Raw genomic sequence first — 21,742 nt, forward strand, 5'->3', positions numbered from 1 at the left:
ACATATAAAGTCAGCTATTTTCAGAAAATTCATGTTTTTCTCAGAAAAATCTAGCTTATTCGAAAATATGGTGTTAGGATAGCTAACATATAGAAAGGGAGGCGTGTAAAATGGATACAGGGAATATTGCATTTATTTTAATTTGTAGCGGTATGGTTTTTCTAATGACTCCAGCATTGGCATTTTTTTATGGAGGATTGGAACGACGCAAAAACATCCTCAATACCATGATGATGGTGATTTGTACGATGGGCTTGGCGTCCGTCCTCTGGGTCGCTCTAGGGTATACATTATCCTTTAGCGGGACAGGATCATTTATTGGCAATTTAGACAAAGTCTTTTTCAATCATGTTTCGATGTCAGAAGGAGAGGGAATTCCAGAAGGGTTGTTTGCTGCCTTTCAAATGATGTTTGCTTTGATCACAACGGCGATTATCACTGGATCAGTCGTTGGAAGAATGCGGTTCTCTGCTATTTTTCTATTTATTGGCTTCTGGCTGGTTTTCGTGTATTTTCCAATGGCGCATATGGTGTGGGGCGGTGGCTTCTTAGATGCGATCGGCTCGATCGACTTTGCAGGAGGCAATGTCGTTCACATCAGTTCGGGAATCAGTGGGCTAGTCTTAGCGATCGTTGTCGGTAAGCGACGAGAATTTCATCAAACCGAATATCGTCCTCATAATATTCCCTTTGTTGTACTAGGTGCCGGTCTTTTATGGTTTGGCTGGTTTGGCTTTAATGCTGGCTCTGCGTTAGCAGCTGATGGTCTAGCGATCCACGCCCTAATGACCACGAATACAGCAGCAGCCAGTGCGATGCTTTCTTGGATGCTGATCGAAAAAATCGTCGTGGGAAAACCGACAATCGTCGGTGCTTGTACAGGTGCAGTGGTGGGCTTAGTTGCCATCACACCAGGGGCGGGGTTTGTCTCCCTTTGGTCTTCCTTTATCATTGGCGCTTTAGTCAGTCCGTTTTGTTACTTCTTTATTTCCGTCATCAAACATCGATTAGGGTTAGATGATGCATTGGATGCCTTTGGTTGTCACGGGGTAGGCGGAATCTTCGGTGGTTTGATGACCGGGATCTTTGCCGATCCCGCTGTTGGTGGACATTCAGGATTGCTTTATGGCGGTGTTGATCTTTTTATCGCACAAGCCGAAAGTATCGTATTTACGATTTTGTTCGCTGGTATCCTATCCTTTGTCATAATTACCTTGATCAAATGGGTGATGCCGATTCGCGTATCTCAGCAAGAAGAAGCGGTGGGGATGGATCGGATCGAACATGATGAAACGGCCTATCCTACCTTTATGGGGTTAGATTCTTAAGAGTGGAGGAGCAGTCATGAAAAAAGTTGAAGCGATTATTCGCCAAGAAAAATTAGAGGAGCTAAAAGCCGCTTTGGATCAATCGGATCTGATCAGTGGGATGACGGTCAGTCAAGTTCTCGGGTGTGGCAATCAAAAAGGGTTAAAAGAGTTTATTCGTGGCCAAGAAGTGATCACGACTCTCTTACCGAAAGTAAATGTCCGCTTTGTTTTGGCAGATGAAAAAGTCGATGCCGTGATTGAGCTGATTGTATCGATCTGTCGGACAGATGAAGTCGGTGATGGCAAAATATTCGTCTACCCTTTGGAAGAAGCGATTCGGATTCGCACCAATGAACGAGGAGAAGCTGCCTTATAGCAGAACTTCTTGGGTCATGAACCGTGCAGCAAAAGTAGCGAACGTATAGGGAAGGGCCAATGAAAATTGGTCCTTTTTGCGTCTTTGTCTTGATTCCTTGCTTGATAGGGAACTTCTGTTCGTTTATAATAAGAAGCGAGGTGAGCAACGATGTCGGAACTGCAATTTCCCTTAAAAAATGATACGAGCCGCAAAATTATTCATATTGATATGGATGCTTTTTTTGCTTCGGTGGAAGAACGGGATGATCCTGAGCTGGCCAAGCATCCCCTTGTCATTGCCCGTCACCCAAGTGATACCGGCGGCCGAGGAGTGGTCACGACAGCGAATTATCTGGCGCGACAATATGGCATCCATTCGGCAATGAGCGCACAAAAAGCCTACGAGCTTTGTCCGCAAGCGATTTTTAAACCGGGGAATCATCAAAAGTATCGTGAAGTGTCCCAGCAAGTCAGAGAAATTTTTCACCGATACACCGACATCATCGAACCAGTTTCAATTGATGAAGCGTATCTGGACGTCACAGTGAACAAAATCAACTGTCCTTCAGCAATTAAGATCGCTCGTCTGATTCAGCGAGACATCTGGCATGAGACCCATTTGACTTGTTCGGCAGGCGTCAGTTACAACAAATTTTTGGCAAAATTGTCCTCGGATTATCATAAACCACGAGGGTTAACAGTGGTGATGCCGGATGAGGCAGTGGCCTTTTTACAACAACTACCCATCGATAAATTTCATGGGATCGGGAAGAAAACTGTCCCCAGGATGCATGAGTTAGGCATTTTTACAGGAGCAGATCTATACACTTGGAGTGAGATGGCGTTGATCCGCGAATTTGGCAAAATGGGGTATTCTTTGTATCGTAAAGTTAGAGGAATCCATGATTCACCAGTCAGTGTGACCAGAGAACGAAAATCAGTCGGTAAGGAGCATACATACGGCAATCCATTAACGAGTGAAGAACAAGTCTTAAGTCAATTACGCGCCATCGCAGAAGAAGTTGAGAGATCACTAAAGCGCACACAGAAACATGGCAAAACAGTCGTGTTGAAAGTCCGTTACAGTGATTACTCTACGATCACTAAACGAGTGACTTTGCCGATTTACGTTCATAAAAAAGAACAGTTATTTTCGGAAGCCAGTCTCATTTGGGAAGAGATTTTAGGTCTTGAAAAAGGCATTCGTCTTTTGGGAATCACCGTCACAAATCTCGATCCTCTGACCTATGAAAATATCGTACTGCCTTTATGGCAAACATCTGACGATCAGTAGACCTAAAAAGGAGGACCAATATGACGATCTATCAAGTATATGAAACGATGATTGCTTTGGCTGATGAAGAACGAAGGGAAAAAATGGCCGCCTATATGCGGCATCAGTTTGAGTTTTTAGGCATCCCTACACCGTTGCGCCGTCAGCAGGAAAAAGCAGCCTTTAAAGTAGCAAAACAAATGAAACGAATCGATTGGGAATTTATCGATCAATGTTGGCAAAGCAGCTATCGGGAACACCAGTACCTTGCGATTGATTATTTAGTGGCGCTGGAGCCCTTTTTATCAGCCGTTGATCTAGCAAAAATTGAACAGTTAGTCATAACGAAATCTTGGTGGGATAGCGTGGACGCACTAAGTGAGGTCGTCAGAAAGCTTGTTCGCCGACTGCCAGCGTTAAAGGTTGAGATGCTTCGTTGGAGTCTTGAGGATAATCTTTGGCTACGGCGAGTGGCGATTCTTCACCAATTGTTGCAAAAAGAACAGATGGATCGACCATTACTTGAAGAGATCCTTGTCAACAATTTGGGGAGTTCTGAATTCTTTATCAACAAAGCCATTGGCTGGAGCTTGCGAGACTATGCCAAGACGAATCCTCAGTGGGTCCAAGATTTTCTTCTACGCCATCAAAAAAGTCTGGCGCCTTTGACGGTTCGTGAAGCAAGTAAGTACCTTTAAAAAGCTTGGTCACTGATTTTTATATAACAAAAAAAACACCGTGCATCATCTTTGAAGGAAGATGTGGTGACCCCAAAAGTTCGATTTTTTGGTCTAACTTTTGGGGTCATCTCAAGATGCACGGTGTTTTGAGTCGTTAAATTTGTTTTTTGATTTGTTCGTAGCTTGCTTCAGCATCTTTGCACTTTGCCCAGATAACCGCTTTTCCTTGTTCTCGAGATGCAGCAAGATCAATGATTCGTTGATTGCTGCTACCACGAAACTGCAAGTTTAGGTTTCGCTTGCTGAGTTCAAAACGGCCGTCCACCAAAATATCAATTTTGGATAAAAGTTCTAGTTTGTCAGGGGTTTCCAAGAGCAGTTCTTCGTAAGTGTAGCCTGACCAGCTCCAAATGTCCTTGCTATGACCAAATTCGGCGCGAACGCGATCAACAACTTTCAGACAGACCGTCGTGTTCAAGAAAGGTTCGCCGCCTAGGAGGGTCAGTCCTTGAACATAGTCATGTCGCAGATCCTCAATGATTCGATCCTCTAGCTCTTGGGTAAAAGGTGTGCCGTAGCGAAAGTTTTGGACGGCTTTGTTGAAACAGCCTTCACAAGCAAACAGGCAGCCGCTCACATATAAACTATTTCGGATGCCTTCACCGTCCACAAAGTTGAAGGCTTTGTAATCAGCAATATAATTTTGACTGTACTCGTTTGCTTTCCATTCTTGGGGCTTAGGATTTCTCATACGAAAACTTCTTTCTATTGTGAATTACAGGGGTTGTTCGATAAAAGGAGTGTAGAAGAAATCTAACACTCCTTTTATGATTATTCTTGCAAATGTTTGACCCGAGCAGAGATTTCTTTGTGACGACCGTTGACCATCGGGCGAGCTTGAGGATTTCCAAGATACCCGCAGGTTCTTTTGACAACATCACAACTTTTTGGATCGTGATTGCCACATTGTGGACATTCAAAGCCTCGTTCGGTTGGATTAAAGTCTCCTTCATATCCGCACTCGTAACAGTGATCGATAGGGGTATTTGTTCCAAGATAAGCGACCCGATCATATGCGTAATCCCAAACTGCTTCTAACGCTTTTGGATTTTGCTGCAAGACTGGATATTCACAGTAATGAATAAAGCCACCAGAACAGTATTTTGGATAGTCCTTTTCAAAATCAAGTTTCTCAAATGGTGTCGGATTTTTCCGCACATCATAGTGGAAGCTATTGGTATAATATTCTTTGTCGGTAATATTTTCAACTTCACCGAATTTTTCGGTATCTAAGCGACAGAAACGATCGGTCAAGCTTTCACTAGGGGTCGAGTACACACTGAAATGATAGCCGTATTCATCGCCCCAGGCATCGGCATGAGCTTTCAATTCTTTCACGATCGCCATCGTAAAGGCCTTTGCTTCTGGGTCTTGTTCCCAAGTTCCACCGTAAAAAGCCGAAGCAGCTTCGTATAAACCAATGTAACCAAGCGAAACAGTGGCACGTTTGTTTTTGAATAATTCGTTGACATTGTCTTTGCGATCCAAACGTTCACCGAAAGCCCCATACATATAAAGGATCGGCGCATTGGCGGGACTCGCTTCTTTACAGCGTTCCACTCGATAGACAAGGGCATCTTTAACGATTTGCAGACGGTCCTCCAGCAGTGACCAGAATTTTTCTTGATCGCCATTTGCTTCTAAGGCGATCCGTGGAATATTCAATGTCACGACACCTAGATTCATCCGACCGACATTGATTTCTTCACCACGTTCGTTTTTCCAGCCTTGCAAGAAAGAACGACAGCCCATCGGCACTTTAAAGCTGCCAGTCAATTCAACCAATTTATCATAATTCAAAATATCCGGATACATCCGTTTAGTGGCACATTCTAAAGCCAGTTCTTTAATATCATAGTTCGGATCGGTAGGTGCCAAGTTGACCCCACGGCGAATACTAAAAATCAATTTCGGGAAAATAGCAGTACGCTTTTCACTGCCTAACCCGTTGATGCGAATTTGGAGAATCGCTCGTTGAATTTCCCGTTCGAACCAGTTGGTTCCTAAACCAAAGCCAAGGGAAGTAAACGGCGTTTGTCCGTTAGAGGTGAATAACGTATTGATTTCGTATTCTAGACTTTGCATTGCATCGTAGATATCTTTGCGGGTTTTGCTCTTCGCGTAAGCTTCCCGACGTTCGGGTGTCTCAATCCATTCTTCGGCATCTTTTAAATGTTTTTGGTAATTCAACTCAGCAAAAGGAGCCAATAATTCATCTGTTCGATCAGCAGAACAGCCACCATATTGACTCGATGCTACATTTGCAATGATTTGTGAGATTTGAGCGGTGGCCGTTTGGATCGATTTTGGCGATTCCACTTCGGCGTTCCCAATTTTAAATCCATTATTTAGCATGCCTTTAAAATCGATTAGGCAGCAGTTAGTCATTGGGGTATATGGATGATAATCCAAGTCATGGTAATGAATGTCGCCTTTTTGGTGGGCATTTGCCACGTGAGGAGGCAGCATTTTCAAACCAATCGATTTTCCTACGATCCCAGCGGTCAAATCACGTTGTGTGTTGAACACGTTACTATCCTTATTGGCATTTTCATTGACGACCGATTGATCTTTATTCATCAATTTATTGATCGTAAAGTTGATGTCTGTTGCTTTGCTGCGTTCGAAATCACGATGGGTCCGGTAGTTGATATATTCTTCAGCCAAGGCATACTCGTTTTTTGCTAACAAGATATGCTCGACGATATTTTGGATCTCATAGATTTTTACATTTGTACGAAAACGTTCCGCGATCTCGTGATCGACACTGTCAACGATCTCGGTGATTTTTTCGTGGTCGATGGGAGAAAGCTCACCGTTGATTTTTCTCAGGGCTTTCACTAACGCATCATAAATTTTTTGATCATCAAAATCGACAAGCCGTCCATCACGTTTTACGATTTTTAACTGACGCAAAGCGGACTGTCTTTCCAACCCTTGCTCAGGATTTCTCTTAATGTTCATCATTTCTACCACTCCTTATCTTCCACAATATAATAAAACAAATTGTAGAAATGAGCAACTATATATAGTAGTCGAAAAGGGTTTGTGTTTTGGATATACACAATATATGGTGTATATTCATTGAGGTGTTTTCGAGAAAACTTGATAAGATTAAGGATTTGGTTGTTCCATGTTTCACATAATGAATAAAAACTTTTTTAAATATATTTTTTCTCTGTTTTGAAGCAGAAGTATTCAATGATAAAGTATGCTACCATAAGGAGAGAATTTTTTTAAAGGAGGGTTCTGTGTGAAAAATATGATCGATGTGAAGCATCTGACAAAAAGTTACGGCACCCGTTTCAATCAAACCAAAGTATTAGATAACCTTTCTTTTGCAGTGGATCAAGGAGAATTTGTTGGGGTCATGGGGCCAAGCGGTGCTGGGAAAACGACCTTGATGAATCTTTTGTCTTCAATCATGCGACCTAGCTTAGGCTCGATCTATATCGATGGCAAAGACATTACCCGAATGTCGGAAAAAGCCCTCAGCGATTTTCGCCGTCAGCAGATTGGCTTCATCTTTCAAGATTTTAATCTTTTAGAGACATTGACAGCCAGAGACAATATTTTGCTGCCTTTAGCGATTGATCGTTTGCCCGTGAAGGAAACCCAAGTACGTATCGAGGAGACGGCCAATTTGTTAGGGATCGAACACTTGTTGGATCGCTACCCAGAAGAATTGTCTGTAGGGCAAAAACAAAGGGTCGCTGCTGCTCGGGCGATCATCAGTCGTCCGGCGGTCCTTTTTGCTGATGAACCCACGGGAGCCCTTGATTCAAAAGCGGCAACAGAATTGTTACGGTATTTAGCGCAGATCAATCAACAAGAAAAAACGACGATCTTGATGGTCACCCACGATCCTTTTACCGCCAGCTACTGCAATCGGATTCTGTTCATTCGCGATGGTGTCTTCTTTGCGGAAGTTGTCAAAAAAGGCAGCCGTCAGGAATTTTTCGAAAAAATCATCGATATGCAGGCTACGATTGGAGGCGGTCCGCGCCATGTTGTTTAAAATCGGCTGGCGGAGTTTTTTGCGGCAGTTTCGCAATTATATGGTGTATTTTATTTGTATGATGACCGCCGTGATGATTTTTTATTCCTTTAACGCCTTGATGAATGATCGTCTGCTGAATCAACGGGTCCAGCAAGACATCCGCATTGAAGGGGTTTTAGGATTCGGCAGCAGTGTGGTTGCCTTTGTCGTCTTGTTTTTTATGCTGAGTGCCAATCATTTTTTTCTTAGTCAGCGACAAAAAGAAATCAGTGTTTACCAGCTTTTGGGGTTGCGGCAAGGTCGTCTTGCTTGGCTGTTGCTACGGGAAACGTTTTTACTAAATTTTTTCTCTCTAGTGACCGGTATCTTTATGGGAATTATTTTTTCAAAATTCTTCTCAATGATTTTGATTCGGGCAATGGGCCTAAATTTGACCAGTCATTTCTTTAATTCACCGCAATCGATTTTTTCGACGGTCTTTGTCTTTATCGCCGCAATGATTATATTGAGTATTCAAGTGATCCTTTTTGTTTGGCGTACCCCAATGAGTGAATTGATCAAGACCGAATACCGCTTACCGATCAAAAAAATGAAAATGACTCCGTTTCGTACATTGATGGGGGTCCTAGGTCTGATTTTACTTGGGGTAGGGTATTATCTGTCATTGACCCTAAGGGAAACATGGACCAACTATATCACGTATACGCAAGATTTTTCAGCGATTCTATGGATCCCTTTACTGATTCTATTTTGCTGTATAACGGCAACCTATCTCTTTTTTGATTGTTCCTTGCCAGCACTGTTGTATTTTTTGAGTAAACCAAAAAAACGCCTTATCAAAGGGGCGAAGTTGATTGCTTACAATAACGTGCGTGCTTACTTGCAAAGGACGTGGAAAAGCTACGCCCTTTTGACGATTATCACTGCAATCGCGATTTCATTGATAGGGGGAACAATGGGGGTCATCTCTTTGAATTACCAAGCAACGAACCGTATCTATCCAACTTCCTTTCAGGTGTCAGGAGAGCAGGCAGGGGCCTTGCGTACCCTTTTAGAAAAGTCGGATGTGCCAATTACAGCGGAACAAGCAATTCCCTACAAAATGACCAATATGACGGTGCAGACACGCTACCTAGGAGAATTGCAAGATGAAAGTGTCGAAAATATGATGGTGAATCTGGTGGCACTTTCGGATTATCAGCGTCTGCGAAAACTGGTTCCGGGTGCTCCTGAGATTCGACTGAGTACTGATAAGCAAGCTGTACTTTTTGACAGTCAATACGACGTAACTCGTTCATTTATCACATATCGCGATGAAGTCAAAGTCGGCAGTCAGCATAATTTTAAACTCATTCAAGCCGAACAAGATTATTTTGGTGATAGTGCTTTACGCTATTCTTTACCCAATGTCCTTGTCATTCAAGATGAGGCGTACCAACAAATCAAAGGATTCACCTATACCATTGCTTATTTACAGACCGAAAAGGTGCAAACAGACGCGCTGACACAGTTGTTGGATGAAGAGCTGCCAATCGAGTGGGCGCATCCATTGACCTATGAATTTAGCGACGACCAAAAAAACGTACGCTTTTATCCAGAGACCGCTCGGGATTCAAGTAGTGATAGTGGTCAGACGACCGCATATCGGCTAACGTTAGCCAATCGCTTTACAACAATGCGCGGGGTGCGACGACAAGCAGGAATCATTTTGTTCGTATCGCTATTTGTTGGGGTGATCGTTTTGATCACCACGTCTAGTAGTTTGATCGTTCGGCAATTTTCTAACACGGAGCGGGAAAAGTACAATTACCGACTATTGACAAAATTAGGCTACACCCGTAATGAAGTGCGCAAGTTGGTGTACTGGCAAAACATTTGGATTTTTATGCCTGGCACCTTATTGGCGATTTTGCATGCGGTATTTGCCATCAATACTTTCACACAGATCATCGATAGTCCCGGGTATTGGGTTGCTCATTTGTTTGCAGCAGTGGCAGCAGTCGTCTATCTGTTTGCCTATTTGATTACCGTCAAGCTGTGTCTGCGGATTATTGAAACTTGATCTATTTATACGATAAAACGATTCTAGGAAACTAGGAGCGTTTTTTTCATTTAACCAATCTTTTTGTATTTCCCTCTGGTACCAGATTAAGAGAATGGTATAATCATAATCAACGAGACAAAGGAGGAAGCGAAATGGAGAAAAAAGAAGAACAGCTTTTAATAGACCTAACGACTGCACGTGGGGTTCCTGGGAATGAGGAGGAAGTGCGTGAAGTCTTTAAAGAATATGCCAAAGACTTTGCTGAAGATATCTTTTTTGATGGTTTAGGAAGTGTCATTGCCAAACATGTTGGTGATGGCGGCGGTCCGAAAATTTTTATTTCGGGACATATGGATGAAGTCGGCTTTATGGTAACAAAAATCACAGAAAAAGGCTTTATTGAATTTCAAACCCTTGGGGGCTGGTGGGGGCAAGTGATGCTGGCACAGCAAGTGGAGATCAAAACCAATGAAGGCAAAGTGATCCACGGTGTCGTCGGCTCAAAACCACCCCATGTGTTGAGTCCAGAGACTCGAAACAAACCTTACGATATCAAAGATATGTTCATCGATATTGGCGCGTCAAGCGAAGAGGAAGCCAAAGGCTGGGGCATCCGTCCTGGAGACATGATCACCCCTTATATCCAATACAAACGGATGAACGACAGCAAATTTTTGCTAGCAAAAGCTTGGGACAATCGAATCGGTACGGCGGTATCACTGCGGGTATTAGAAACCTTGGCAGCAGAAGGACATCCAAACTGCTTGTTTGCCGGCAGTGACGTGATGGAAGAAGTTGGCCTAAGAGGTGCGCGAACAAGCACTCATTTAGTGAATCCTGATATCGCTATCGCCCTAGATACTGGTACTGCTGGGGACACACCTGGAATGACGCCAAAAGAAGCGGATTCTGTGTTAGGGAAAGGCCCACAAGTCTTGATTTTCGATGCTTCCATGATTCCTCACAAGAAATTATTGAATTTTGTGATCGATGTCGCCGAAGAGATGGAAATTCCTTTCCAATATACCGTGATCACTGGTGGAGGAACCGATGCTGGTCAAATGCATTTGACTCGTGATGGGGTCCCTTCGATCGCTATTACCGTGCCCGTTCGTTACCTGCATTCTCATACTTCTGTCATTCATGAGGATGACTACTTCAATACAGTCAAGCTTGTAACGGAAGTGGTTCGCCGCTTAGACGATAAAACCGTTAAAGCATTGCGCAGTTATTAAGGTGAGCTTATGAGATCAAACACAATGATTCGTGAGACGGCTAAAAACTCCTTGCGCGGATTCTGGGGAACGTTCGTCTTAAGTATTTTAGCGACGGTTGCCGTACAAGCGGTGGTCAGCTCGCTTTTTAGTAGTATTGGGACTTCTTTTGGTGCAAACAATGCAGAGAGCTGGATCGATCTGATCTTGGACAATTTTGTCTTCTTTGCGTTTTCGGTAGCATTGAGTATTATGGCACTCTATCTGGTTCGTGGCAGAGGAATCCAGGTGGCGGATATTTTTCTCGTCTTTGATAAGCGTCTGTATGTACCGTTTTTGTTATTAAACTTAGTGAGCGCGCTTTTAAATTATCTTTTGAGTTTTGCGATTTTCTTACCGCAATTTGTCTTATCAGGCCTTAATCAATATTTGGGCTTGGTATTCAATTTTAATCGGGGAATTTCTATTGATGTATCGATGTTTAACGGTTCGATCGCTTTTGTGGTTGGGACGATTCTCTCCATCATCTTGTTCTTCTTTTTGTCGCAAGTTGTTACCGGTGTGATCCAATTAGCAATCTATCTGCGCTATGATCAGCCTGAATTAGGAGTCCTTCAATCAATTAAAGCAGCTTTCGCTCTCTTGCGACCGCATCTGGGCCAATACATTTGGCTGCAATTATCATTGATTGGCTGGTTTATTCTGGGTTTCTTGGCGCTTATGATTGGGATGTTGTGGGCAAACGCCTATGCGTATGCGGTCAACGCAGCATTCTATGAAGAATTGATCAATGAACAACGAGCGCTGATCAGATAAGTAAAAAAAGACGACGTACCATTGGAATGGTTCCTTAAGGATAGAGTAGAACACTCATTCAAGGGATTCATCAATAGACGTCGTTTTTTTCTCATTTTCTTGATCCTTTTTCGCAAAAAAAAATGGTCAGATTTTAGTCAAATCAGCTGAGATGTGATAGCATAAAAGAAGTAGAAAATCAGCTGGAGCCAAAGAGGAGGAAACACATGTGAAAATAACTGTCTTAGGTTGTTTAGGTGCCTATCCGTATAATGGTGAAGGGACTACTGGCTATTTAGTAGAGTCAGATGGCTTTCATTTGCTGCTTGATGCGGGAAGTACCACCTTGGTCCAATTAGAAAAGATCCTTGATCCCTTAGACTTAGATGCAGTGATTTTGACACATTACCATCACGATCATATTGCGGATCTGGGGGTATTACAATACTATTGGCAATTATATCCCGAAAACGAAGAACGGCAGGTTTTGCCGATCTACGGTCATGGGGAGGACAGGGTTCATTTTGAAAGTCTGACGATGCCGGGAGTGACCCAAGGATTTGATTACCTTCAGTCTGAGTCGTTGGAATTGGGCCCGTTCACCATTACCTTTATGAAAACGATTCATCCAGTCACTTGCTATGCCATGCGATTTGTTGAGAAAAGTACGGGCAAGGTCTTTGTTTTTACTGGAGACTCTGGCTATTTAGAATCTTTCGTTCCGTTTGCTGAAGGGGCTGACTTATTCTTGGCAGATACTTATCTTTTTGCAGGAAATGAGCGGCACAAGGCTCATTTTACTTCAAAAGAAGCAGGGGAGATCGCCCATGCAGCGCAGGTGAAAAAATTAATGTTGACGCATTTGCCGCAACACGGTGACTTAGAACAGTTACGAGAAGAGGCTGCGCTAGCTGCCAATGGAATCCCTGTTGAGTTGGCGGCTGTTCAAAAAATAGTAGAAATCATCTAATTAGGAGGAACGAATAGTATGCTTTTTGTACCGAATGAACTGAACGACCCACGCATCAATTTAGCCATCGAGATTTTTCTTCTTCAAGAAATGAAAGTGGATGAACCAATCTTACTTTTTTACATTAATGAACCATCGATTATCATTGGACGCAATCAAAATACGATCGAAGAGATCAATAAGGAATATGTGGATGAACATGGGATTCATGTCGTTCGTCGTTTCAGCGGCGGCGGTGCAGTCTATCATGATTTCGGAAACTTGAATTTCAGCTTTATTATGCCTGACGATGGCAATTCTTTCAGAGATTTTGAAAAACTGACCAAACCAATCGTCCAAGCCTTGCATGAGATGGGTGTTGAAGGGGCGCAACTAAAAGGGCGCAACGACCTTGTGATCAATGACATGAAGTTTTCTGGGAATGCGATGTACGCAACGAATGGCCGGATGTTTGCTCATGGGACGATCATGTTTGACAGTGACATCAATGAAGTGGTCAACGCCTTGAAAGTCCGCAAAGACAAAATCGAATCAAAAGGCATCAAATCGATCCGCTCAAGAGTGACCAACATCAAACCATTCTTGCCAAAAGAGAAGCAAGACATGACGACTGAAGAGTTCCGTCAAGAAATCTTATTGAAGATTTTTGGTGTCGATTCCGTGGAAGAAGTCAAAACCTATGAACTGACTGAAGAGGATTGGGTCAAGATCAATGAGATTTCCGATAAGTATTATCGCAACTGGGATTGGAATTACGGTAAATCTCCAGCTTTTGATATTGAACGCCGTCATCGCTTCCCAATCGGCTCCATCGAAGTTCGTTTGAATGTGGCAGAAGGAAAAATCACGGATGCCAAAATCTTTGGCGACTTTTTCGGACTAGGGGACATTGCAGATGTCGAACAAGCCCTGATCGGTACTCGTTATGCCAAGGAAGATTTGGCACAAGTCATCGCCAACATTGATGTCAAAAAATATTTTGGCAACATCACGCCTGAAGATTTTCTTTCATTGATTTATTAATCAAAAACGAAGCAGCCTTTTCAATCTGGCTGCTTCGTTTTTTCTATTAGTATGCGCGGGCGATCCAAACGGTATGCTTGGCAGGTTTGCCACTGACGATATCGACTGTTTTTTCCATTGGTGCTTCAAACGGAATGTTTCGGGTAGTAAAGCCGGTTTCTTCTTTGATTTTCGCTTCCGTTTCTTCCGAGCCGTCCCAACCGATCAAAACAAAGCCAGTCACTTTGTCTTCTTGTTTGCACGTTTCGATATGGGCTTTTAGTTCATCCAATGTATCGATGTTGGTGTACTCATTATCTTTGTTACGTTCCTTCGCAGCTGCCAATAAGCGTGGGGTCATTGCTTGCAGTTCTTGATCAACGAAGGCTTCCAAGTCCTCAAGAGCGACTGTTTGCTTGTCAGTCAAGTCGCGGACTTTGACCATCACTTTGCCAGCTTCTAAATCTCTTGGGCCACATTCGATTCGCAAGCAAGCGCCTTTTAGTTCCCATTCATTGAACTTATAGCCAGGTGAGTTATCAGAATCATCCAATCGAACACGAATGCCCTTGGCTTTAAAGTTGGCATACAGTTCTTCTAATTTTTCTAAGATGGCTGGATTCTTTTTCCATGGACCGACTGGTAACAACACAACTTGGGTTGGTGCAATGGTTGGTGGGAAAACTAACCCATTTTCATCGCCATGGGTCATGATCAAGGCCCCCAACAAGCGGGTAGAGACACCCCAAGAGGTTGTGTGGGCATGGACATGCTTGTTTTCTTTCGTTAAATACGTAATATCAAATGCTTCAGCAAATTTTGTCCCCATGTAGTGGCTGGTTCCTGCTTGGACTGCTTTGCCGTCTTTCATCATCGCTTCGATCGAATAAGTATCAACTGCTCCAGCAAAACGCTCAGAAGGGGTTTTTTGTCCGCGATAAACAGGGATCGCTAGGAATTCTTCGCAAAGGCGGGCATATTCATCCAAGATTTTCATGGTGCGTTGACGTGCATCTTCTTCGTTTTCATGAGCGGTATGACCTTCTTGCCATAAAAACTCTGAGGTACGCAAGAAAGGCAATGTTTTCTTTTCCCAACGAAAGACGTTTGCCCATTGATTGATTTCGTAAGGTAGGTCACGATAGGAGTTGATCCAATCAGAAAAGGCAGAGCCAATCATGGTTTCTGAGGTTGGACGCAAGGCCAAAGGTTCTTCCAATTTTTCATTGCCGACTTCTGTGACCCATGGCAATTCAGGCGCAAAACCTTCAATATGATCGGCTTCTTTCATAAAGAAATTTTGCGGAATCAGCATTGGGAAGTACGCATTGCGAATGCCCTCTTTTTTCAAGAATCGATTGAACTCTTCTTGGATATGCTCCCAAAGTTCGAAGCCGTCAGGACGGAAAATAATGGAGCCTTTCACTGGGGAGTAAGCCATCAATTCGGCTTTTTGGATCGTTTGGATATACCATTCTGTAAAATCATTTTTTTGTGTCATTCTTTTTCCTCCTTAAAAAAATAAAAAAGCATCTCGTCCTAAAAAAGGACGAAATGCTTGGATTTCGCGGTACCACCTTTGTTGATTATCTATCGGGATAATCCAACTCGTAAAGGATAAGGCCTTTCCACCGACCGTTTTGCGGTCATTGCCATTGGGTAGGTTCATTTTATCAGTGGGTGTCGATTTTTCAGCTGCCATCGACTCTCTAAGACCATCATAAAACTACTATTCCAATGCTTGTTGCTGTTCTTTATCATGCTAAAGCGAAAAAGCGAAAAAAGCAAGAGTTTTTTCGCTTTTTCTTAAAATCGCTCCTTTAAAACTAATGTAGCAAGACGGTCAGTCGAAAGACAGCGGATCTATTTTCGCCCTAAGTGTCAAATGCAAGAGGTGAAGCCCGTCAGTTTCTTCAATCCGGATACTTCCTTGGTAGGCTAAACAAAGTTGTTCTAGCATTTGCATGTCAGCCTGCATCGCCTGTCGTTTGGTTTCATTGTTCTGTAGTTTTTCTGCTTCTTCATTTGAGAGAAGCGGCATTTGGCAGTCGATATGCAACTGGCCGTTCGTGTCATTCACCCTCAACGCGAGTCTTCGCTTTTGAGGATCAGTGACCGCACAAGTGTATCGGATGGCGTACTCTAGGCAATGAGCGATCAAGGATAGACGATCATTTTCCGCCAATTGTTCCAGTGGTTCTATGATGCCATCACAGGCAAAGGTGATCCTTTTTTGAGCAGCTGTGTGTTTATAATTAGCAAGCAGCATCGTCGTGAGTGATTCTTTTTCAACGGAAGGACTCGTTAACTGCTGCTTGATCTGTTCTTCAATCTCACTAAGGCCTTCATAGGCCGCTGCCAACTGCTGATCTTCTAACATATCCTTGACCGTATGGGTTCTTTGTTTGATGGTCCGTAAAACTTGCTGCCATTTTAACGTTTGTTCAGGGCTGATCGCTTGTTGGTTCTCATATAAACGCACTTTGATGTCTGCTGTATCGATCTGCTTATTTTTACCCTCGCTGGCAAAAAAGAGTTCAAGGAAGCCGTAGCAAGTAAAAATGATAATTAATAAGAAAAAGATGATCGAACGCCAATTGATATCAGATTGTGGCAAAACTAAAATATCCTGAATATACAAGAAACAATGACCAATAGCCGCAATCACGATCCAAGGCGCACAAATGACATAAAAAGGATTTTTTTTCAATGCTTCATAGATTGCTGCAAAAGAAGTAACGAAGGTACTGGTAATATTCAACAAGAACATATAATTCATGATGACGGGCAAACTTTGTGCTTGGAAAAGTGCGAAAAGTATCGCTAACAGACCGAATGAATAGTGGAAGTATAACCATTTCTGGTAGTACTTGCGAATAAAATGCATATTCGTGCAGTAAAAGCCGATCAAAAACATTGGTGTAATAATAGAAAGAATATTTAACATTACAGAGTTGACGATTGGGGGAAACAGTAGTCCACCAAGCATATCGCTGAAGCCCGCTTCCAAGCCTGCTGTTAAGGCAAAGCCGCTGAATAAGAGAGAAGATGTTTTCAGCCTTCGTTGATTGATAAAAGAAACTAAGACATAAAATAAATTGATGATACAAATAAAACCAGTAAATAAAAGAATGTAAATATTTAAAATTGACAGACTGAAGACATAGCCGATCAGTGCATTTGCAGGGCCAAAAAAGACTTCTGCTGGGAAGCCAGAATAGGTGTCAAAAGGACTAGTCACGTATATTTTCAAGGTTTTACCAACATAATCCTCAGGCAAGGTGATAAAAGACAATGTTTTGCCTGGATGATTGAGAGTCAGTGGATCATTGGGCTCATCGTTGGTGTAAATTTCTTGGTCATCGAGATAGACAGTCATGTGTTGATGATCGCCAATTAGTAACATTGTAGGGTATTTATAATCGTTGGTCATTTTTCGCTTCATCACAAAACGATCATTCGCTTTTACACTAGGTAAATGTTTCACATAACGACTAATAAAAGTAGATTCGGGATTGTCCTCAGCATAGAAAATCCAGTCTTCCTTTTTCTCCACTGCATGGATATCAGAAGTTGGGAATAAAAAAAGAACGAGAAAAAAGACAATACTTCCCAGTAAAAATAGGACCAGAAGGATGAAGGGAATCCAACGCTTTTAAAAAAACTTGTTATTTAAAAAAGGCATACTTTTTCTCCTCTGTTTTTTAATCGCCTTTAGCATAATATAAATAATTAAATAAAGTCAAATAATAATCGAGTAATCTTCGTATAAAAATTCAATGAAACGTTTTTAAATATTTGAAAAAAATAGAGTTATGTTATAGAATCATAAAAGAAACTGAGGTTTAGAAGGAGAATAGAAAATGAAGCTTTTTCCAAAACAAAGTATCATGCTCTCACTTTTTGTACTGATGTTCATGCTGCTGTCTGTACTAATTGTGGTGATCCCACATGCGTTTGGTTTCACAATGGCTATTGTTGCTAGTGATGCAATGGAACCGACATATTCTGAAGGGACACTCCTTTTTGTAAAAAAAGCTTCTGAAGATAATTTAGTGGTTGGCAACGAAGTAACGTATTATGTTGATCAAGGTAGACAGATGCGGACGCGGCGAATCGTTGCGGTTGGGGAAAATCAATCGGTGCTCTATACCATTGGCGACAATCAAAATCAGATGGAACCAAACGAAATTCAAAAAAGTCAATTGATTGGCCAGCCGATATTTTATATTCCCAAAGTAGGGGCCTGGTTGAACCAAACGACGATCCAGCTGTTTAAAAACATGTATCTTCTTTTCGCCTTGTATATATTAGCAACGACGATGTTTGTTACGTTTTACCAAATCAAATCTGGCTCAGTAAAAAAGACGATCACTTCTTAATAAATCAATGAAAAAAGACAAAGAAACCCTTACGTTTCTTTGTCTTTTTGTCTCTTTCCCCTTTATAGGATGAGTGTTCCGCCAAGTCCCACCATCAAACATAAGGATAAAAACAGCGTATCCATAAAAGTGATTCGAAATGTCTTGGCATAAGTTCGCTTTCCTTCACCGTCGAAACCTCTTGAAAGCATTGCCGTCGCCAAAAGTTCGGACCAGCGAATGGATTTGACGAGTAAAGGAATCAACATTTTGAAAGAAAACGAATTGACTGAGATTCCTCTGGAACGCATGCTATTGCGGATGTTTTGATACTCTGCTGGAATGATCGGAGCAATTTGAAACGCAGCGAGCAGACCGTACGCAAAAACGGCAGGTAGATGCAGCTGTTGCTGCAGCGAATAAATCAATTCATTGATCGTGGTCGTCACACTGAAGGAACTGCCCAGAATACCGAAGCAGTAGATACGGCTCGCCATGTCAAGCCCATAGTGAATAGCTGTCGTTGAGGAGGGATCGCCTTGATGGTCTTGATAGTAAAGGAGACCAGTGAAAAAGACCCCTACAGCTGCCAATGTCAATGCAGAAAAGAGCAAAAGACTTTTTTTCAAGGAGCGCTCTTTTACAGTAATAACGAAGAATAGGACAGAGAGCAATAAATTCAATCTGAAATTATTTTGAAAAGAAACCACTAAGGCGAGTCCTAAAATGGCGAATAACTTGACTGTGGGATTGAGTGTACGCATCTGCGACCTCCTTTTGATAGCAATTGAAATCAATGATTTGCGAGCAAAACTGTTGCAACAATAAAACATCGTGACTAACGATCAAAACTAACGTGCCAGTGGTTGCTTTAGCAGCTAATAGCTCCATGATCTGCCAAGCTTGTGTGACATCTTGACCATATGTCGGCTCGTCTACTAGCAGTAGGTCGACCGGGCGCTGCAGTAAGGAGGCAACAGCCAAGCGTCGTTGCTGTCCTTGACTCAGTAGAAAAGGCGACTGGGCACTCTTGTTTTGCAGACGCAATTTTTCGAGTAGTTTTTCGCTCTCGGTCGGGGCGCTTCCTTGGCTAAGCTCTTGCGCAACGGTAGCTGCCAAAAATTGGTCTTGCGGATTTTGCATGATCCAACTGATGGAGCGAAAAGGTGACGGATACTTCTTGATTGGTTTACCTGCCAAAAGAATATCCCCCTTATAGGCCTGCTGCTGTAAAATAGCTTTTAAAAACGAAGACTTGCCGCTGCCGCTACGTCCAGTGATTCCAATCAGTGAGCCCTTATCAAAGGCAAGATCTGGGAAAACAATTTCATGGTTTCGGATGGGTAATCGGAAATTTTGAAATGAAAGCCGTTTTTCGTTAGAAGTCGATTTAATGTTCACAAGCGGCAGCGACTTGCGTAGGTGCTGATCAAGTTGGCGGAGCGCTGCTTGATTGATCGTTCTGAATTCCTCTTCAATCAGCAGCCACTCATCGACCCAGTTAGCGGTCTCTTTGATTTGATGATCGATCAATAAAATACCAAGAGCATTTTTGTGTTGGATTTGCTGCAGCTTTCGTATGACTTTTTGACTTGTGTCCGAATCCAAATTGGCAAAGGGTTCGTCCAAAAGCAAGTAACGACTTTTTAATATCAGACAACAAGCCAATGCGGCTAGCTGTTTTTCACCACCAGACAAGGTCGTGAAAGGTTGATCAGCAAGGTGGGTAATCTCGCAAAATGCCAAAGCTTCAGCCACTTTGTTTGGCATGTCTTTTTGGGGAATACATTGATTCTCTAAACAGAAAAGCAACTCTTCGCGAGGTGTTGCCATGCAAAATTGCATATCAGGATTTTGAAACAATAAGCTGACGGACGTGCTTCTTTCCCGGATGGAAAGCTGGTTCATCGTTTGGCCGTCAATCGTATACGTCCCTCCATCAAACCCCTTCTCATTTAGTCCCGCTAAGAGATGGAAAAGGGTGCTTTTTCCTGTTCCTGAAGCACCATAAATCCCTTTTGTTTCACCAGGGGCCAAAGACAGAGTCAATTTAAGTCGCTTTTGATCCACCAAAAAACTGCCGTTTTTTACCGACAGGCTCATGCGGTTTTCCGTTTGACGATGACCGTTTGATCTTCAGCAATGGGGTAACTGTTGAGAACCCCCATCCGTGTCAGGTGGTCACAGACGATCTTCACTAAAAAGGCTGAAAAGAATAACGAAGAAAGCAAGCGAATAAGAAAGATCGCCAACAGCAACTGCCATTGTAGGTTAATGAAATTTGACCGAATGATTCCCCAAAGAAAACTCGTGATCGTGGCGCCCACGGCTCCAGTAACTAAAGGGAACCACCCGTATCGTCGGTAGCGGCCTAATGCAAAGCCGGCTTCTGTTCCGATCCCCTGTACAAAACCGCTAATAAAAATGATAGGTCCATAAAAATTTCCCATAAACACTTCTAAAAGAGCCGCAATCATTTCAGTGATCGTAGCTGCTCCCGGCTTACGTAGCACATATCCGGCAAAAGCTGCCGCCATGAACCAAACACCAAAGATAAACTCATTGGCTAAGACAGATAAACCAAAGGGCGTTAGAAGCGTACCTAACAACAATCCGAAATGGACAGCCCCAAGATAGATCACGCCAAAAATCAACGAAGCAATTCCTACCATGATGACATCTTTCAAAGCCCACTTAGTCATGTGGCATCGCCTCCTTTTTTGAAGGGCTATTGACCGAAACAGTCGCTTCCAGAACATAGTGGGGGAGATGGTCATGGGCATAAGCTAATGCGGCTTCAAAATACGCAAAGAGTTGGCTTGCTGATCCGGTCAGCATCGTCACATAGTGAGCGGAACGAGGGCTCAAGCCATGAGTCTCTGCCAGTTGGACGATCGTGGCGATTTCTTCCATATAATGATTTTCGCCAAATACGTAAAACGAATATTTGCAATCAACCAAAAAGTCACCATTCGCAAGGTTCTTTCCTTTATTGGGTTGCGCCTGTTCGCCATTCAAGAATGTGTCACCCGCAGTGTCTCCGGGACAGCCTTTGGAAAAAGTAAACTCACCCACGAGGTGTGTCTTTGATTCGTAGGCGTTGATAAATAGCGCCTCTGCTGCGTCTATGACACTAGGCGCTTCCCCTCGAAAAAGGGTACTGAACAGATCGGTCTGCTGCCAAACAGCGCTCGTATTCGTTTTTTCGATACTTGTTAAAATTTGTTGCGCGAAATGGTCTTTCATTGGGTACAAGCTAACTCGGCACCCCGTGATATCGATCCCATCTGCCGCACAGGCGATTGGTTCATTTGTCATTTTTCTCTTCTCCTCTCGATGGTTTTTCTGTCTACAAAAAAAGCGTTCCTCCTTTTTCTATCCACACGTAGACAGAAAAAATGGGAACGCGAAAAATCATGCGCTGCCACTTCCCTACGTTGGTACTAACCAAATCAGGTTCTAAGGGACCAGACATACGTCTATCTCAGCATAAAGCGCCCCTAGTGGATAATCTTCTATTCAATTACCCCCCGAGTGTAGCACAGGAGGCGACAAAGGACAATAGATAGCGATTTTCGTCATTTGCCAATTGTTGCCGAATCAACCGATCCATTCAGTAAGTTAATAATGATATCAGCAGTGGTACATATGAAAGTTTTTACATATAAAAAAACAT

General features: G+C 42.8%; 19 protein-coding genes, 1 riboswitch and 1 other annotated feature. Of the genes, 11 read left to right on the forward strand and 8 right to left on the reverse strand.

Annotated elements, in window-relative coordinates:
• The first annotated feature begins 110 nt into the window (after positions 1-110).
• From CXM95_RS06830 to CXM95_RS06845, 4 genes are all read left to right on the forward strand, one after another.
• A complete protein-coding gene (locus CXM95_RS06830) occupies positions 111-1,328 on the forward strand; it encodes an ammonium transporter (protein ID WP_005236611.1) in 1,218 nt (405 codons plus the stop codon).
• Positions 1,329-1,344: 16 nt separating this feature from the next.
• Positions 1,345-1,686 carry a P-II family nitrogen regulator gene (locus CXM95_RS06835; protein WP_005229830.1) on the forward strand — a complete coding sequence of 114 codons (342 nt, stop codon included), beginning with the start codon at positions 1,345-1,347 and terminating at the stop codon, positions 1,684-1,686.
• Between the two features lie 150 nt (positions 1,687-1,836).
• Positions 1,837-2,961: a DNA polymerase IV gene (dinB, locus tag CXM95_RS06840; RefSeq protein WP_016621225.1), complete on the forward strand. Its 1,125-nt coding sequence runs from the start codon at positions 1,837-1,839 to the stop codon at positions 2,959-2,961.
• Positions 2,962-2,981: 20 nt separating this feature from the next.
• Positions 2,982-3,638 (forward strand): DNA alkylation repair protein, encoded by a 657-nt coding sequence (locus CXM95_RS06845; protein ID WP_016621224.1) that lies wholly within the window; start codon positions 2,982-2,984, stop codon positions 3,636-3,638.
• Between the two features lie 136 nt (positions 3,639-3,774).
• Here the strand turns inward: CXM95_RS06845 and nrdG are convergent, their stop codons facing one another.
• Complete coding sequence (gene nrdG / locus CXM95_RS06850; RefSeq protein ID WP_005236608.1) at positions 3,775-4,371, reverse strand: anaerobic ribonucleoside-triphosphate reductase activating protein; 597 nt, start codon at positions 4,369-4,371, stop codon at positions 3,775-3,777.
• Positions 4,372-4,451: 80 nt separating this feature from the next.
• Entirely contained in the window at positions 4,452-6,647 is a 2,196-nt protein-coding gene (gene nrdD / locus CXM95_RS06855) for an anaerobic ribonucleoside-triphosphate reductase (RefSeq protein ID WP_005236607.1), read from the reverse strand.
• 286 nt (positions 6,648-6,933) lie between these two features.
• On the opposite strand from nrdD, the gene CXM95_RS06865 reads away from it, so the two are divergent.
• The 6 genes from CXM95_RS06865 to CXM95_RS06890 all read left to right on the forward strand — a co-directional run bounded on the left by CXM95_RS06865 (position 6,934) and on the right by CXM95_RS06890 (position 13,726).
• Entirely contained in the window at positions 6,934-7,698 is a 765-nt protein-coding gene (locus tag CXM95_RS06865; RefSeq protein ID WP_005236606.1) for an ABC transporter ATP-binding protein, read from the forward strand.
• The gene (locus CXM95_RS06870) at positions 7,688-9,742 is read left to right on the forward strand and encodes an FtsX-like permease family protein (RefSeq protein ID WP_005236604.1); all 2,055 of its coding nucleotides are present in this window, start codon (positions 7,688-7,690) and stop codon (positions 9,740-9,742) included. Before CXM95_RS06865 ends, CXM95_RS06870 begins: the two co-directional genes overlap by 11 nt.
• Positions 9,743-9,876: 134 nt before the next feature.
• On the forward strand, positions 9,877-10,959 hold the full coding sequence (locus CXM95_RS06875; protein ID WP_008381585.1) for a M42 family metallopeptidase: 1,083 nt from the start codon (positions 9,877-9,879) through the stop codon (positions 10,957-10,959).
• Between the two features lie 9 nt (positions 10,960-10,968).
• Positions 10,969-11,754, forward strand: coding sequence for a DUF975 family protein (locus CXM95_RS06880; RefSeq protein ID WP_228085134.1), 786 nt, complete (start codon positions 10,969-10,971; stop codon positions 11,752-11,754).
• 208 nt (positions 11,755-11,962) lie between these two features.
• Entirely contained in the window at positions 11,963-12,703 is a 741-nt protein-coding gene (locus tag CXM95_RS06885) for an MBL fold metallo-hydrolase (RefSeq protein ID WP_005236590.1), read from the forward strand.
• An 18-nt stretch (positions 12,704-12,721) separates the two neighbouring features.
• Positions 12,722-13,726: a lipoate--protein ligase gene (locus tag CXM95_RS06890; RefSeq protein ID WP_005236575.1), complete on the forward strand. Its 1,005-nt coding sequence runs from the start codon at positions 12,722-12,724 to the stop codon at positions 13,724-13,726.
• Between the two features lie 46 nt (positions 13,727-13,772).
• Here CXM95_RS06890 and proS read toward each other — a convergent pair whose 3' ends face one another.
• Positions 13,773-15,206 (reverse strand): proline--tRNA ligase, encoded by a 1,434-nt coding sequence (gene proS, locus CXM95_RS06895; RefSeq protein WP_008381577.1) that lies wholly within the window; start codon positions 15,204-15,206, stop codon positions 13,773-13,775.
• Between the two features lie 41 nt (positions 15,207-15,247).
• Positions 15,248-15,452, reverse strand: a binding site (T-box leader).
• A gap of 96 nt (positions 15,453-15,548) precedes the next feature.
• Entirely contained in the window at positions 15,549-17,261 is a 1,713-nt protein-coding gene (locus tag CXM95_RS06905) for a hypothetical protein (protein ID WP_233499100.1), read from the reverse strand.
• Positions 17,262-17,568: 307 nt separating this feature from the next.
• Here CXM95_RS06905 and CXM95_RS06910 point away from each other — a divergent pair, with 307 nt between their 5' ends.
• Complete coding sequence (locus tag CXM95_RS06910) at positions 17,569-18,087, forward strand: signal peptidase I (protein ID WP_016613282.1); 519 nt, start codon at positions 17,569-17,571, stop codon at positions 18,085-18,087.
• 62 nt (positions 18,088-18,149) lie between these two features.
• On the opposite strand, the gene CXM95_RS06915 is transcribed toward CXM95_RS06910, so the two are convergent.
• From CXM95_RS06915 to CXM95_RS06930, 4 genes are read right to left on the reverse strand one after another with little or no spacing between them, the layout of a single operon-like run.
• A complete protein-coding gene (locus tag CXM95_RS06915) occupies positions 18,150-18,830 on the reverse strand; it encodes an energy-coupling factor transporter transmembrane component T (RefSeq protein ID WP_086372801.1) in 681 nt (226 codons plus the stop codon).
• The gene (locus CXM95_RS06920) at positions 18,757-20,169 is read right to left on the reverse strand and encodes an ABC transporter ATP-binding protein (protein ID WP_086372802.1); all 1,413 of its coding nucleotides are present in this window, start codon (positions 20,167-20,169) and stop codon (positions 18,757-18,759) included. Before CXM95_RS06920 ends, CXM95_RS06915 begins: the two co-directional genes overlap by 74 nt.
• Positions 20,166-20,768, reverse strand: coding sequence for an ECF transporter S component (locus CXM95_RS06925; protein ID WP_005236560.1), 603 nt, complete (start codon positions 20,766-20,768; stop codon positions 20,166-20,168). The genes CXM95_RS06920 and CXM95_RS06925 overlap by 4 nt, the downstream gene beginning before the upstream one ends.
• Entirely contained in the window at positions 20,761-21,384 is a 624-nt protein-coding gene (locus CXM95_RS06930) for a YkoF family thiamine/hydroxymethylpyrimidine-binding protein (RefSeq protein WP_005236559.1), read from the reverse strand. Before CXM95_RS06930 ends, CXM95_RS06925 begins: the two co-directional genes overlap by 8 nt.
• Positions 21,385-21,478: 94 nt before the next feature.
• A riboswitch (TPP riboswitch) is annotated at positions 21,479-21,578 on the reverse strand.
• Positions 21,579-21,742 lie beyond the last annotated feature (164 nt).

Source organism: Enterococcus sp. CR-Ec1, assembly GCF_002850555.1.
Lineage (GTDB): Bacteria > Bacillota > Bacilli > Lactobacillales > Enterococcaceae > Enterococcus_D > Enterococcus_D entomosocium.